Source organism: Rhizobium sp. F40D2 (genome assembly GCF_051810745.2).
GTDB lineage: Bacteria > Pseudomonadota > Alphaproteobacteria > Rhizobiales > Rhizobiaceae > Rhizobium.
The window spans coordinates 19,806-34,603 of the sequence record NZ_JBPWQX020000004.1 but is presented as its reverse complement, the minus strand read 5'-3'; the positions used below and the strand labels follow the sequence as shown (position 1 = coordinate 34,603).

General features: G+C 61.8%; 14 protein-coding genes. 4 read left to right on the top strand and 10 right to left on the bottom strand.

Going from position 1 to position 14,798, the window contains the following annotated elements; translation table 11 throughout:
* Positions 1-4: 4 nt before the first annotated feature.
* The 8 genes from ACS4RS_RS28680 to ACS4RS_RS28645 all read right to left on the bottom strand — a co-directional run bounded on the left by ACS4RS_RS28680 (position 5) and on the right by ACS4RS_RS28645 (position 7,744).
* Positions 5-970, bottom strand: coding sequence for an ROK family protein (locus ACS4RS_RS28680; protein ID WP_439012605.1), 966 nt, complete (start codon positions 968-970; stop codon positions 5-7).
* Positions 971-984: 14 nt separating this feature from the next.
* Positions 985-1,686 carry a ribulose-phosphate 3-epimerase gene (locus ACS4RS_RS28675; RefSeq protein ID WP_439012382.1) on the bottom strand — a complete coding sequence of 234 codons (702 nt, stop codon included), beginning with the start codon at positions 1,684-1,686 and terminating at the stop codon, positions 985-987.
* A 4-nt stretch (positions 1,687-1,690) separates the two neighbouring features.
* Entirely contained in the window at positions 1,691-2,500 is an 810-nt protein-coding gene (locus ACS4RS_RS28670; RefSeq protein WP_439012381.1) for an alpha/beta fold hydrolase, read from the bottom strand.
* Entirely contained in the window at positions 2,497-3,342 is an 846-nt protein-coding gene (locus ACS4RS_RS28665; protein WP_449314121.1) for a sugar phosphate isomerase/epimerase family protein, read from the bottom strand. Before ACS4RS_RS28665 ends, ACS4RS_RS28670 begins: the two co-directional genes overlap by 4 nt.
* Positions 3,342-4,418 (bottom strand): Gfo/Idh/MocA family oxidoreductase, encoded by a 1,077-nt coding sequence (locus tag ACS4RS_RS28660; protein WP_439012379.1) that lies wholly within the window; start codon positions 4,416-4,418, stop codon positions 3,342-3,344. Before ACS4RS_RS28660 ends, ACS4RS_RS28665 begins: the two co-directional genes overlap by 1 nt.
* 103 nt (positions 4,419-4,521) lie before the next feature.
* Positions 4,522-5,670, bottom strand: a complete 1,149-nt coding sequence (locus tag ACS4RS_RS28655) for a sn-glycerol-3-phosphate ABC transporter ATP-binding protein UgpC (protein ID WP_184378102.1) — start codon at positions 5,668-5,670, stop codon at positions 4,522-4,524.
* Positions 5,671-5,998: 328 nt separating this feature from the next.
* Entirely contained in the window at positions 5,999-6,940 is a 942-nt protein-coding gene (locus ACS4RS_RS28650) for a PfkB family carbohydrate kinase (RefSeq protein WP_439012378.1), read from the bottom strand.
* A 3-nt stretch (positions 6,941-6,943) separates the two neighbouring features.
* Complete coding sequence (locus ACS4RS_RS28645; protein WP_439012377.1) at positions 6,944-7,744, bottom strand: aldolase; 801 nt, start codon at positions 7,742-7,744, stop codon at positions 6,944-6,946.
* A 248-nt stretch (positions 7,745-7,992) separates the two neighbouring features.
* Between ACS4RS_RS28645 and ACS4RS_RS28640 the strand changes: the two genes are divergently transcribed.
* The gene (locus ACS4RS_RS28640; RefSeq protein ID WP_037074100.1) at positions 7,993-8,754 is read left to right on the top strand and encodes a DeoR/GlpR family DNA-binding transcription regulator; all 762 of its coding nucleotides are present in this window, start codon (positions 7,993-7,995) and stop codon (positions 8,752-8,754) included.
* Positions 8,755-8,827: 73 nt separating this feature from the next.
* Here ACS4RS_RS28640 and ACS4RS_RS28635 read toward each other — a convergent pair whose 3' ends face one another.
* Complete coding sequence (locus tag ACS4RS_RS28635) at positions 8,828-9,646, bottom strand: TIM barrel protein (RefSeq protein ID WP_439012376.1); 819 nt, start codon at positions 9,644-9,646, stop codon at positions 8,828-8,830.
* 281 nt (positions 9,647-9,927) lie between these two features.
* Here ACS4RS_RS28635 and ACS4RS_RS28630 point away from each other — a divergent pair, with 281 nt between their 5' ends.
* Positions 9,928-11,076, top strand: a complete 1,149-nt coding sequence (locus ACS4RS_RS28630; RefSeq protein ID WP_439012375.1) for a Gfo/Idh/MocA family protein — start codon at positions 9,928-9,930, stop codon at positions 11,074-11,076.
* Positions 11,073-12,026, top strand: coding sequence for an alpha/beta hydrolase fold domain-containing protein (locus ACS4RS_RS28625; RefSeq protein WP_439012374.1), 954 nt, complete (start codon positions 11,073-11,075; stop codon positions 12,024-12,026). Before ACS4RS_RS28630 ends, ACS4RS_RS28625 begins: the two co-directional genes overlap by 4 nt.
* Before the next feature lie 2 nt (positions 12,027-12,028).
* Here the strand turns inward: ACS4RS_RS28625 and ACS4RS_RS28620 are convergent, their stop codons facing one another.
* Positions 12,029-13,063, bottom strand: a complete 1,035-nt coding sequence (locus ACS4RS_RS28620) for a substrate-binding domain-containing protein (protein WP_439012373.1) — start codon at positions 13,061-13,063, stop codon at positions 12,029-12,031.
* Between the two features lie 374 nt (positions 13,064-13,437).
* On the opposite strand from ACS4RS_RS28620, the gene ACS4RS_RS28615 reads away from it, so the two are divergent.
* A complete protein-coding gene (locus tag ACS4RS_RS28615; RefSeq protein ID WP_439012372.1) occupies positions 13,438-14,685 on the top strand; it encodes an extracellular solute-binding protein in 1,248 nt (415 codons plus the stop codon).
* The last annotated feature ends 113 nt before the right edge of the window (positions 14,686-14,798 follow it).

The following is a 14,798-nucleotide window of genomic DNA, read 5'->3' as shown; positions in this document are numbered from 1 at the left end:
CCCTCTAGAGATGATCGATCGGAGCGACCTCCCCCGCCAGAAACGCCAGAGCCGCAGCGCCGACAAGGCCCGAGTTCTGATCCAATGCCGCCAGCATCACCTTGACATCCTTGAATGCCGGCATTGCCCATTGGCTGATATAGGCTTGAATGCCCGGTTGCAGACGGCCGAATTCGTGGGAGAGCCCTCCCCCCATGACGATGATATCGGGACTGAAGATGTGGATCAGGCTGGTGAAGCCGCGCCCGAGAATTTCCGCTTCCTCGTCGACCAGTTGATTGGCGAGCCGATCGCCATTTCTAGCCGCCGCGAAAACGCTGCGGCTGTCGATGGCGCCGCCGTTGCTGCCTAACGTCGTGTCGCGGCTTTCCATCGCCCGCATTTGCGCGCGCCGCGCAAATGCGGGCCCGGATCCATAGGCCTCGAAACAGCCCCTGTTGCCGCAAGGACAAAGCTCGCCATTCGGCACGACCGACATGTGCCCGACATGGGCTGCCATGCCCTTGCGGCCGCGCACCACGCGACCATCCGAGATAACGCCGCCGCCGATCCCGGTGCTGACCGTGACATAAACGAGGTTATCAAGCCCCTTGCCGATACCGAACTGCCACTCGCCGATCGCAGCGGCAATGGCGTCGTTTTCGAGATCGACCGGAAAGGCAAACCGATTCTGCAACTCCGCCTTCAGCGGAAAATCGACGAAGCCCGGAAGGGTGGGGATATCGGTTGCGATACCGGCGACCGTGTCGAGCGGGCCTGGGGCAGATACGCCGACGCCCACCACCGAAGCAGGCTTCGATGCTGCGAGCAACCGATCGGCGAGGCCGCAAATCTGGGCGAGCACCCGGCCGGGGCCGGCCAGCGCGTCCGTTGGTTCGGCCAAACGCGTCAGGATCCTGCCTTGCTCGTCGACAAGGGCAGCGCGCACCTGCGTTCCGCCGAGGTCTATGCCGATGGCAACCTGCTGCATGTGAAGACCACCGGTTAGAGTGCGCGCATCCATGCCATCCGCTCATCGAGCGACGGCGCATTGAAGGCCAGGGAACCGAGAACGACCGTTTCCGCTCCGGATTGGCGCAGGAGAGGCACCGTGTGCTCGCGAATGCCGCCATCGGCCGCCAGCACGATCCGATCGGCCGCACCGCAGCCGGCGATGATCCGCTTGGCCTGTTGAAGCCGGGCGCCGGCCTTCTCGTCGAGGCCCTGGCCCTTCACGCCGATCGCCGTGCCAAGCAGCGTCACGAAACGCAGCCGGGAAGCGTATGTCTCGATCCGCTCGACGGGGGTGTCGACCTTGAGAACCATGCCGGCTGCGATACCGCGGCGATCGAGAAGATCGAGAGCCTCGTTCGCGACGCTTTCATTCTCGACATGAAAACTGATCAAGTCGCTGCCGGCATCGGCGAACTGCTCGATCTGCGACAGGATGATGCTGTCGGCAACCATCAAATGAACATGAATGGGGCGCGCGGAGGCTTTGCGCACGCCGGCCACGAGGTCGGGGAAAAACAACATCGCCGGCGCGAAATGGCCATCGGCGACATCGATATGGAGGATGTCGACATGAGGATCGACACGTCCGAGATCATCGGCGAGACGCATGAGATCGGCCGACCAGACGGAGAATTCGGCAATCAGCCGATCCTTCGGAAGATCTTCGATCCAGCTCTTGGAGGGGGTAGACATCGTTTCAGAGTTCCTTCAGAAAATTGCCGACGGCAAGCCGAAAGTCGGCGACATATTGCGGACGGCTCTCGGTTTTCGGCGTGATCTGCACGAAACGCGCGCCGGCAATCCGCGCGGCAAGAGCATGCGCGTGGCCAAGAGGATGAATGCTGTCGCGATCATGGCCGATGACCAGCGTCGGCAGGGCGAGATTGCCGACTTCATCATCGGTCACATCTGGACCGTCGTTGGAAATCCTGGTCAGCAGTTCGGCGGTCACATCCAGAGGCGTGCGCGAGAGAAATCCGGCGAGCGAGGCCAGATTGTCCGGCGCCTCGGCGGCGAGCCGCATGCCCACAGGCCCGGCAAGAAATGCCTGCCTTGCCTCATCCGGCGGCAGGGTTTTCAGAAGCCGGCCAACTTCGGCATTCGGCGCCATATTGTCCGGCGCCGATGCCGTCAGCCAGGCCGGCCTTGCCAGGATCAGCGCCTTGACGAGATCGGGCCGTTTGACCGCCAGACGCAAGGCGATCGCGGCCCCCATCGAGATGCCGCCGACCACAACCGGCAGCTCAAGGTTCTGCTCGATATAGGCGGCGATATCATCGCTGAAGGACGAAATCGACAACTGCTCGGCGTTCCCGGCCCCGGAACGGCCGTGGCCGCGGGCTTCGACCGTCACCCGGCGATAACCGGTTTCGAGCGGAAAGACCTCGGCCGTCTGCGCCGCGTCTCCGCATAGACCATGCTGGAAGATTGCCGGGGCGCCCTCGCCCGCCGTGTCGATGTTGAGAATGGTCCCGTCGCTGGCTGCGAACGGTTGAGCCCGTCTCATCGTCCTCTCCCCACGCCTTCGCCGTCGAGAGTCTTTTTCAGGAAGGATGCCGCACCGGCCGCCTCCGAGGCCGAAAGACCGTGTGTGATGAGACTGCCGCCAAAGCCGATTGCCTTGAGACGGCCGAGATAATGCGGGTAGTCGAGGACGCCCTTGCCGGCGGTCGCGAAACTGCCGTCTGGATTGCGGTCTTTCGCATGCGCCATGACGATCCGATCGGCCAGAAGATCGATGGCTGAGGAAACGATGCGCCGCTGCTCCTCCGGCGTCGCAACCTCGAAAAGATTGGCCGGGTCGAGCACGATCTTGATGCGAGGGCTCTTCAGCGCGGCGATCAGCCGATGGGCTTTCTCAGCCGAGTTGACGACATTGGCAAGCTCGGGCTCGATGCCGAGATCCACATGATGGCGCTCGGCGATTGCGATGGCCGCTTCCATCGCTTCTAGGAGATCGCGCCAGGCCGCCGGCGTGTCGTTGTCGGCGTGCGCCTTCCACTGGTCGATGGGGTCGCATGTGCCGGTGCAAAGCGTGATAAGGGCGGTCGACATGCCGGCGCAGCGCGCGGCCAGCGTCGCCAGCCTGCGAAGGCCGGCTTCGCGCACGGCGGGATCGGGATGGATCATGTTGTAGGTGCCGGAAACGGCGACGATCTCGACACCAGTTTTGCGCGCCGCCTCCGTCACCGCGCGGGCCTCAGCCTCGGTAATCGTCTCGGGCATCGGCGGCAGACCCGAGCAGGCCATATTGTATTGTGCTGCCGTAAACCCGGCCTGCGCAACCGAATTGAGGACAGTCGAGGGCTCTGTCCCGTCGAAGGTCTTTGCGAAAATGCCGAGCTTCATCACACGCCACCCGTGACATCAGCCAGCGCGACCGGCTTGCCGCTTTCGGCGGAGCGTGCGACGGCGACCATGGCCCGGACTGAAGCCAGGCCGTCATCGATGTCGGCACCTTCCATCACAGCGCCGTCCAGAATGGTGCGGGCGAAGCCTTCGACCTGACGGCGATAGAAATGGCCGTCGGCACCGAGAACGCGGTGGGTCGCGCCATCGGCTTCCCGGAAAATGTCGACCTCGCTGGTTTTGTAGTACCACGGGTTATAGGTCTTGCCCAAAATACTGCCGTTCTTGCCATAGATCTGGAAACCTTCGTGCCAATCCATGCGCACCTGGACGGTGAGATCGAGATGGCCGAGCGTGCCGGAGGCAAATTCCACATCGACGAACCAACACCAGATACCGGCTCGTTCGGACAGACGAGCGGCGACGGAAACGATATCGCCGGCGAGATAACGGGCCGTGTCGATCAGGTGGCAACCATGCGCCAGCATGTAGTAGCGGCGCAGATCGGCTTTCGGATTGCCGGAGGGTTTACGCGCATTGGCGCTGGCAACGATCAGGGGCTGGACTGCATCGGTCATCGGATAACGGTGCGTGCTGTCGCAATACCATGCTTTCAGGGCAACCATCTCACCCATCTCGTCACGGATGAAGGATTTGGCCGCCTGGAGCCCTGCGTCGAAACGCTTCATATGCCCGACCTGAAACACCTTTCCCGACTTGTCGACTTCAGCCTTCAGTTCCAGGCATTCCTCGACCGTGACCCCGACGGGTTTCTCGCACAGCACATGCTTGCCCGCCTGAAGGGCGCGAATGGAGGCCGGGACGTGAAAGGCATCGGCGGTCGCGATGATCACCGCATCGAGGTCGGGATCGGCGAGCATCTTGTCGTAGTCGTCGTAGGTTTTACCAGCTCCATGGGTGATTGCCATACGTTCGCGCAGATCCGCGGCGACGTCGCAGATCGCATAGAGATCGGCATTCACAGCCTTCGTGCAGCTCTCGAAGTGCGCCCCCTGGGCAATCTGGCCCGCTCCCAGTACGCCGATGCGGAGGCGTTGTTGCTGTTTTGCTGGCATCGATAAACTCTCTAGGTCGAATGTTGAAGATAAACGCCGGTTTCGGCGCCGAAAGGAATGGCCCTTAGTCGAACTGCCATCAGCACCTCCCGGATCTGCCTCGTCAGTTCAAAGCCATATGCGTTTGAGGATGGAAAAAGTGCAGTTTCGCCGGGTCGATTGCCAGATTGATCGATTGGCCCGTCTCGACCGTGCTGACGGCCTCGAAGCGGGCGACGGCGTTGGCGGCACCGCTCAAGTCTTCGACGGCATCGGGGTCGCCCGAGTCGATCCGGACCGCCTCGATCTTCAAATGCACGATCAACTCGGAGCCGAGCTCCTCGATCGACTTCACGACAACCGGGATCGTCGGATAGGAGGCTCCGGACGGCAACCGGCTGTCATAGAGGTCCTCGGGCCTGACCCCAAAGATCAGCGCCTTCCCCTCGAAGGCGGAAAGGCCGGGAGCCCGCTCGAAGGCGCTGTCGGACAAGGGGATCGAGAAACCCGGCAGATGGATCCGCATGCCCTCCAGACGCCCTTCGAACAGGTTCATCGACGGCGAGCCGATGAAGCCAGCGACAAACGCATTGACCGGGCGATGATAGAGGGCCTTGGGGGTGTCCACCTGCTGGAGCACGCCGCCCTTCAGTACCGCGACGCGATCGCCCATCGTCAAAGCTTCGGTCTGATCATGCGTCACGTAAATCGTCGTCACGCCCAGCTGCCGCTGCAGACTGGCGATCTCGGCGCGCATCTGCACACGCAGCTTGGCATCGAGGTTGGAAAGCGGTTCATCCATCAGGAATGCCGCGGGCTCGCGGACCATGGCGCGGCCCATCGCAACACGCTGGCGCTGGCCGCCGGAAAGCTGGGCGGGCTTGTTGCCGAGCAGGCTTTCCAGCTGCAGGATCTTGGCGATCTCGTGAACGCGCTTGGTTCGCTCGGCCTTGGTCTTTCCGGCCAGCTTCATCGAAAAGGCGATGTTGTCGAACACGGTCATGTGCGGATAAAGCGCATAACTCTGGAAGACCATGGCAATGTCCCGGTCCTTGGGCGCGAGATCGACGACGTCCTGACCGCCGATGCTCAAGGTTCCGCTGCTGATTTCCTCAAGCCCGGCAATCATGCGGAGCGCGGTCGATTTTCCGCATCCGGACGGGCCGACCAGGATCAGAAACTCACCATCATGGATCGTCAGGCTCAGATCCTTGATCGCATGGTAGCTGTTTCCATAGGTCTTGCAGATTTTGTCCAGTACAACCACAGCCACGTCTCATCCTCCCATGTCAGTCCGCTCACGTCTTCGACCGGCGCTTCCCCCGCCACCTCCGATCCTTTCGACAAGAAAGCTCAGGCCTGAGCTTCAATGTCAACAAAAGAATCGAGCACATTACACGCCATCTTCGTCGATATCTCACCATATCTATTTGAAATATTTCACCTTTAATCCGAAAAATAAGATTAATCTGCGCGCTAATATTTTTTTACGCGCGTAACTTTTCTAGTCGGCGCAGCAACTTTGAAGGATCTTCGAACCCTGCGATCAATGTGTGGTTCTGCTCGGGCGGCCAGCCAGGTCGACAATGGCCAACGGCACGCTAATCGTGACATCCAGGAATCGGGCGCGGAGCCGGCGCATTTTCCCCTGCCATCCATGCCAGGCAGGTCCGGTTGTTCGGCAGGCCCCGGCGCCCTCCGCGTGCGGTCACCGAAATGGCAGCAGCCGCTGTGGCATAGGCTACGCAATCAAGCGGGGTTTTGCCCTCGGCAAGGGCAAGAGCATAGGCCCCGTGAAAACAGTCGCCGGCGCCGGTCGTGTCGACCGCCTGAACCTGATAGGCCGGCAAAAGCCACCGGGTGGGATCGCCATTCTGGCGGAGGCAGGTGCCTCGTTCGCCATCTGTCAGCACGACAGCGGACCGATCCGCCGACCAGAGCTTCTCCAGGATGGTCCTTGGATCATCTTCACCGGTGTACTCTCTGGCGAAAGCGAGCGGCAGCACCAGATGGTCGGCGAAGGCAAGGAGCCGGTCCGTCGCTGCCCCGACCGTCCATTCGATATCGGCTATCACGGCAAGCCCGAGCGCCCGCGCCCGCGCCACGACGCTTTCCGAATGCGTGGCATATCCATCGATCAGCAGGACCGGTGCCCGCATCAAAACGTCATCGGGCAGCGCATCGGATGTGCCGTGCAGCACATCGTCGTCATAGGCGATGAACCGGTCGCCGTCAGGAGCGACGGTGATCACGGAGCGGATCGGCGCGGCAGCGGCGTGGCGGGGCGCCAGGGATATGTCGACGCCCTCTCGCTCGAGTTCGGCGCCGGCCGGATCGGTCGCAGGCTCGTCGCCGAGCCAGCCGATAAAGCCGGCGCGCCCGCCGAGCCGAGCGACGGCAACCAGGGCCGTCGCCACGTTGCCGCCGTGGTCCGTGGCACGCTTCGTCACCTTCCCCTTGCCGGCCGAAAGCCCGCGATCGACATAGATGATGTCATCGATGGCAAGGGCGCCGAAGCCCAGAACCTGGAGCGGGCGCAACACGTCTCAAGCACCGGCAGCCGCCAGCGCCTCCTCTGGCGCCATCCCCGTATGAATGACCAGCTTGAAGGCGCGCGCCGCCATGGTCGTATCGCCGTGGCCCCACAGGTTGCGGCCGACGACGGCACCTTTGGCGCCAGCCCGCAAGGCTTCCGATGTCTGGACGAGCGCGCCGAGCAGCGTGTCGGTCTTCGGGCCGCCGGCGATCACGACCGGAATCGGGCAGGTGGCGACGGTTTCCCGGAAGGACTCGAAATCTCCGGTGTAGCCGACCTTGATCACGTCGACGCCGGCCTCGAAACCGATGCGCACCGCATAGGCGATTTCATCCGGGGTGAACACGATCTTGCCGCCGTCGGAGAAATCACGGGGATAGACGTGGGCGACGACCGGCATCTCGAAACGGGCGGCAGCGTTGACCGTATCGGTGAGCCAGCGGATGTACTCTCCTTCGGTGGCGCCGCGCACGGGGATGGCGACAGCCAGAGCATCCGCACCGTAGCGGACTGCGTCTTCCGGGGTGGCGATGAGCTGGCGAATCCGGTCGTCGGCCGTGAAGCAGCCGCCCTGAATGACGAGGGCTGCCTTTCCGGCATAGTCCGACCAGAGGTGGCGGGCCGCGCCCGGCTGGATGCTGATGTAGTCGGGGCCTCCGGCCATGACGCGCCTGAGCGCCCCTGGCAGATCGGCAAGCCCGCCCTCCCGGACATTGCCATAGCCGACAAAATGATCGACCGCGCCTCCAAACAAATGGCCCGATGGGTTCGAGAACAGGCGTGCGAGGCGAACTTTGGTTCCGAGACCCATGGCGAGACTTCCCTTTGCGATTGCGGCATTGCGACTCCCGCCCGTCGTTGCTGAGAAAATCCTAACTCGAAAGCAAACAAATGTTCAATATTTCGAATTCTTTCGTTTTTCCCACGGAAAGAGATTTTTTGGCGTGCATTTCTGCGGCTTAGCGGCTATTTTTGCGAATGAGGCTGCAGGATGATGCGGCAATCTTTCGTTTTTCAAAAGGTGCGCTGCTTCAAAGGCGCGCGCAGTCGGGATCGCATATGCTTGCAGAACAGCGGCGGCAGCAGATCATGCTGGAACTTCAACGGGTCGGCCAGGCGCGCACCCGCCAGCTCGCGGAATTCTTCGAGGTCTCGGAAGTGACGATCCGCTCCGACCTCGAAATCATGGACGCGAAGAAGCAGCTGATCAAAACGCATGGCGGTGCAATCGCCCTGCCGTCCGACTCGCCGGCCGCAGCCTTCGAAGAGCGCATGCAGCGCAATTTCGATGCGAAGCGGCGCATCGCCCAGATGGCCGCGCGGCAGATCATCGACAACCAGTCGATCGTGTTCGACAGCGGCTCGACGCTGCTGCAGGTGGCCATGCAGATGCCGCCGGTCAACAACGTCGTGGTTGCGACGACGGCGATGAACATCGCCCAGCATCTGATGTACCGGCCCGGGCTCGACGTGCATATGATCGGCGGCCGAGTATTCCCCAGCACCGTCAGCACGATCGTCTCGGATTCCGACAAGGCGGTCGGCGGACTTGTCGCCCACCAGGCCTTTGTCGGCGCTCATGCGATCGATCAGGCCTTCGACGTCGTCGATGTTTCAGAGGATATGGCGCGCACCAAGCGCAACCTGGTTCGCATGGCCCGGCGCGTCGTGCTCGTGGCGGATTCGAGCAAGTTCGACATCGGCGCCTCTTCCAAAGCCTTCTCTCTGTCGCGCGTCGATCTGATCATCACCGACAGCAACATGCCGCACAGCATCCGCCACCGACTGGACAAGCTCGGCGTGGAGGTGCGCTACGCATGACGGGCGAACGGGGCCGGGAGAAGTTTGGGCGCTCACGAAAGGTTTTCGGCCGCGGTCGGCGAAGCGAAGTCGCCTAAAACCCCAGTCGTCGAAGCGTCTCGCGGTTCATGCGAACCGCCGCGGCGGGATCGGTTCCGGCATGGTCAGACTCTTCCTCCACCACGATCCAGCCGGTGAAGTCGGACGCCCCCCGAACGGCCGAAATCACCGCGGGCACATCGCAGACGCCTTCACCGAGCATCGCCCAGATCCCGCCGGCATCGACATCCTTCAGATGCACGTAGCGGATACGGTCACGGTGGGCCGAAAGCGTGTCGTCGATCTCCTGGCCACCACGCAAGATATGGCCGGTATCCGGCACCCAACCCACGCGTGGATCCAGGAGAGAAAACAGCCGGTCATAGTCGGCCCTGGTGAAGAGCAGCGTATTGTGGTGCGAGGAAGGGTGGACGGCAACAGCGACGCCGGACGACCGTCCGATCTCGGTCGCACGATTATAGCACTCCGCCGCGATGGCGAACTTCTCCTCGCGCGGACCATCCGAGACGACCGTGGCCGACCCCATCGACGCCATCGCGCCGGGAAAATGCGCCACGAAATCCAGCCATCGCCGGGCCGTCTCCAGATCGGAGGCGATCTTTTCCGCCACCGTGAAGCCGCTGGCGGAGCCGAAGGCAAAGGAAACCAGCGTCAGACCGGCATCCGCGAGCGTCCGGGCAAAGCCGGCTGGATCAAGCGCGTAGTGACCGATCATCGTGTCGGTGATCTCAAGACCCGCATATCCGCCATCGGCAATGGCGCGCACCAGATCATCCGGCCCGCCGCTCCATCCCTTGCCCAGCATTTCCCAGGTGAATGTCTGGCAGCCGATCTTCAGCGCAGCATCGTTCATGACTTGGTCCTGACCTATTTCGTTGGCGACAGACGATATCGAAGCCAGAGCCCCGCCGACGACATCGGGGCGCCTGGTATCCGGCATTTCCAAAAAGCCTTATTCAAGAAGGGGTCGGTATCCCGAACAAAGGTTTTTCCCCGGGGAATTGCGACGCCTCCCAGCGTCTTGTCATTTCGTAGGGGAAAATGTTAGCGTGCGTCAACATAATTTATTCCTCGCGAATTTAACGCAACATATCCCAACTCTCCGAGCGCGGAACGGCAAGGTCAGGTACTTCGATGGCACAGGCCAATGATATGAAACTCAGGATCGGCGTTGTGGGATGCGGCAGCATTTCGCTCGCCTATATGCGCAATGCGCCGCTGTTTCGCGGCGTCGAAATCACTGCTTGTGCGGATATCAGCGAAGACGCCGCCAAGCGGCGCGCAGCCGAGTTCAACTTGCGCGCGGCCGACGTGGACGCCATCATTGACGACACGAATATCGACCTCATCCTCAACCTGACGATCCCGGCTGCGCATTTCGACGTTTCGATGCGGGCGCTGTCGGCGGGCAAACACGTCTTCACCGAGAAGCCACTCGGCGTCACGGCCGCGGAAGGGCGCCTGCTGGTCAATGCTGCCACCGAAAAGAGCCTCATGCTCGGTTCGGCGCCGGACACCTTCCTTGGGGCGGCCGGACGCCATGCCCGGCGGCAGATGGAAGCCGGGGCTATCGGCCGGCCTGTAACGGGAACAGCCTTCATGATGGGCCGCGGCATGGAGCATTGGCACCCGGATCCCAGCTTTTACTACCAGGCCGGCGCAGGCCCGGTGATGGACATGGGCCCTTATTACCTGACGATGATGGTCAATCTCATGGGGCCGATCCGCCGTGTGCAGGCTGTCGCCACGAGCGGACAGGAAGAACGGCTCATTACCGCCGAAGGGCCGAAACAGGGCACGACGTTCAAAGTGGGTACGCCGACCAGCGTGCTTTCGCTGCTGGAATTTGATTGCGGCGCCACAGTCACCTTCGGCACCTCATGGGACGTCTTCCGCCACTCCAACCACCCCATCGAGCTGCACGGCACCGAGGGCTCGCTGCGCCTGCCCGATCCGGACAATTTCGGCGGCCGCGTCGCGCTCTCCAGCCGTGGCGCGCCCTGGCTGGAAACCGATACGTCAAGCGCACTCTTCGGCGCCGTCAACTGGCCGATTGCAGCGCCGGACCGCGCCAACTACCGCATGCTTGGCCTTGCCGATCTCGCCCGCGCCATCATCGGGGCCCGTACGCCCCGCGCTTCGGGCGATCTCGCACTGCATGTGCTCGACGTCATGGAAGCAATCCTCCGGGCAGGTGAAACCGGTGTCGCCCAGACCATCCCGAGCACCGTTGCCCAACCAGCGGAATTGCGGGAAGACGAAGCAAGGAGCCTGCTCGCATGACGCAACTGGATGAATCCGCAAGACGCGCACTGGCCTGGCCTGGCGAGCCGCAGGAGCCGGTGGAAAGCTGTACGCCGGCGCTGGCGCGGCAACAGTATCTGGACGGTTTCGCAGATATCCAGTGGCCGCTCGAGGATGTGGCGGAGATCCTGGAAAGGCATGCCGGCGCAACCCGTTTGAAGATCTGGCGCGGCCGCGCCGCGCCGCGCCAGCAGGCCCCCGCCTTGCTGTATCTCCATGGCGGCGGTTTTGTGATCGGCGCGCCGGAAACCCATGAGGACATCTGCCGGAGCCTTGCCAATATGGCCGGCGCCGTCGTGGTTTCGCCCGACTATCGCCTCGCCCCGGAACATCCCTTTCCGGCAGCGATCGAGGACTGTGCGGCCACGCTCATCTGGATGAGGGATCAGGCTGATGCACTCGGCATCGATCCGGCACGAATTGTCGTTGGCGGCGACAGCGCCGGCGGAAATCTCGCCGCAGTCATCGCTCTTCTGGCGCGGGACGGACAGGTGCCTGCCGTCATCGGCCAGATGCTGATCTATCCGGTGACCGACCAGTTGCAGGCAACCGACAGCTATTTGCGTTACGCAGAAGGCTTCGGTCTGACGGCAGCGGCGATGCGATGGTTCCGCGACCACTATTTGCCGGACCGTGCAAGCGGGTCCGACTGGCGGGCCTCGCCGCTGCGGGCGGCGTCGCTGGCGGGCGTGGCGCCCGCCGTCGTCATCCTTGCCGGTCACGACGTGCTTTTCGACGAAGGCGCCCTCTATGCCGAGAGGCTCAGTTCGGAAGCCCAGGCGACAAGCCGGACATGGCCCGGACAGATCCATGGCTTCGTCTCGAAGCGGCGGGCCATTCCGGAGGCGCAGGAGGCTCTCGAAGCCATTGCAACGGCATGGCGCGCCATGGACCCTGCGCTGGCCCGTTCAGCCGCAACCGACAACTGATCTCAAGCCGAGTCGCGCATCACCAGCGTCGCTTCCAGGATCACCCTGTTCGTTGAAGGGGTCGTCCCCTCGTCCTCGCTTTCAATATGAGAAAGCAGCAGCTCCACCGACTTTGCCGCGATCTCCGGCGCGTTCTGCGCCATCGTCGTCAGCGACGGGCAGGTGTATCGGCTGAGCGGGTGGTCGTCGTGCCCGGCAATCCGCACGTCGCAGCCGTCGCTGCGGCCGATTTTCAGGCCGGACGCGAAGGCCGCCGCCATGGCGCCGAAAGCGAAGCGGTCATTAGCGCAGAGCAGAGTTTTGCCGGGCAGGCCGCCACGCGTAAGAATCCTCTGCATCTGCTCGTATCCGAGACGCTCGAACTCCCAGGACGGCGGTGCGTCGCAATCGATGACCAGCGGCGAATGTCCTTCCCTTGTCATGGTCGCACGGTAGCTCGCCTGCCGCTCGCCGGCGTTTTCCGTCAGATGCGGAATTTCCAGGAATATCGGCGGCTCACCGGACCGGCAGAGATATTGCACAATGGCTGCCATGCTTTGGGCGTTGTCGTTGCCGACATAAGGAAGATCGCCGTTGGCGGGATTGTCGAAGCAGACGACAGGGATCGCGTCCTTCAGTCTTTCCAGCGCGGAGCGGCGCGAGCCGGCCCCGAGCGGCGCCACGATCGCGCCTGCCACCTTCAGCGACAGCAAGGTCCGCACCGCCTCCGCCTCCAGCTCCGGCCGCGTGTGCGATGAGATTTGGACCGGCCAAAATCCTTTGTCGCGCAACTCGAGTTCGATCAGCGACACGACCTGCACATAAAAGGGGTCCGACATGGTCGGGACCAGGATCCCGATATTCCTGGTCCGTTTGCGATTGAGATGCCGCGCGAAAAGGTTCGGCTCGAAATTCGACTTCTTGAGAGCCGCCTCGATACGTTTGCGTGTCACCTCTTTGATCTGCGAGGGATCATTGAAATATTTCGACAGCGTCGGACGCGACACGCCGGAGGCGGTCGCGAAATCATCCATCGATTTATAACTCTTCTTGGCCATTCAGCTCCCTAACAGCGAGTGATCACGCTGGATCAGATTGACAATAAAGACGCTCGTTTCGGATCAAAAACTCGGGATTTCGCTACGAAGACGACGGTGGCGAGAGCCTTCCCATCTACTGAGCAAACTTTCATTTGTTTACGAAAGTAAAGAAAAAATGCATCACAAGCAACACAAATTCCGCAAACAAATCTCGGCCGCAATATTAGATAATATGTTTATTTATCAGTAATTTACACATCCATAGATCGCCTATGCCCACGTCAATTTTTTTCTGCATCGCATTTCTTCATTGACAGATAGCCGCCTCAGGGAACCTTATTTGCCTACGGTCTTGAGGAGGATCGATCACTGAAAATCTATGGGAGGCACAGATGAATATCAGAAAATTCAGCGTGACCATGCGGGCTGCCGTGGCGGTGTGGGCGCTTTGCGCCACCTCGGCATTCGCCGACACCACCATCGAATTCATCCAATGGTGGGAACCGGAAATGCCGTCCGGCGCACTGCGCGGCATCATGAACGATTTCGAGGCGGCAAATCCCGGCATCAAGGTGACGCTCGTCAGCGGTCCCTATGCCACGACCCGTGACCAGATCGTGGTCGGCGCCGCCTCCGGGACCTTAAGTGACGTCGTCGGCCTGGATGGCGCTTGGGTCAACGGCCTCTCCAAGCAGGGCGCCATCGCCTCCATGGACGAACTGATGGAGAAGGCGAAATACGACAAGAGCCAGATCACCGATATCGTCAAGGTCGACGGCAAGAGCGTGATGTTCCCGTTGGCATCCTTCGTCTACCCCGTCTTCGTCAACCTCGATATTGCCAAGGCGTCGGGCGTCGACAAGCTGCCGACTACGCGCACGGAATTTTCCGAAGCCGCCAAGAAGATGACCGACGCGTCAAAGAACCAATATGGCTGGGTTCTGCCGCTATCGCTGCAGTCTCCGAGCGGAATCCAGAACGACGTGATGTCCTGGGTCTGGGCCTCCGGCGCCTCGATGATGAAGGACGGCAAGCCTGACCTCGAAAATGAGGCCGTCGTCGGCACGCTAGATTATCTGGCTTCCCTCAACAAGGAAGGCGTTATTTCTCCCGGGATTTTCGCCAAGAAGGAACAGGATAAGGTTGAGGAATTCGTCAACGGCCGCGTCGGCATGATGGTCGATTCCCTCGCGCATGTGAACCTCATCCGCGAACGCAATCCGAAGCTCAAATTCGGCATCTCCGCCTTGCCGGCCACCGACGGCTATACCGGCAAACGCGGCATGCCCTATGCGTCCTGGGGCATCGGCATCAGCGAGGGCAGCAAGCACAAGGAAGAAGCCTGGAAGCTGGTGGAATATCTGATGAGTCCCGACGTCAACGGCCGCCTGGTGTCGATTGCCAACGCCTTCCCCGGCAACGTCCATGCCAAGCCGGACTTCGTGGCATCGGACCCGATCTTCGCCGAAGCTTTCAAAATCTTCCAGAGCGGCTATCCTGCCAACGAATTCGTCGGCCTTCCTGTTGCTGAAGAGCTGATGCGGGACATGAACGTCGAAGTTCAGAAGATGTTCGATGGCGGCCAGTCGGCCAAGGACGCGGCTGCCAATACCGAGAAGGCGTGGCTCGCGAAGTTCTGATGCCTGTCGCCCGGAAGTGCGCAGCGGTTCCGGGATAACGGCATGCATAGCACAAAGCACTAAAGCACATCGCTTTCACGAGATCGCCGGCAGCGCGACGTGGCGCTGCCGGC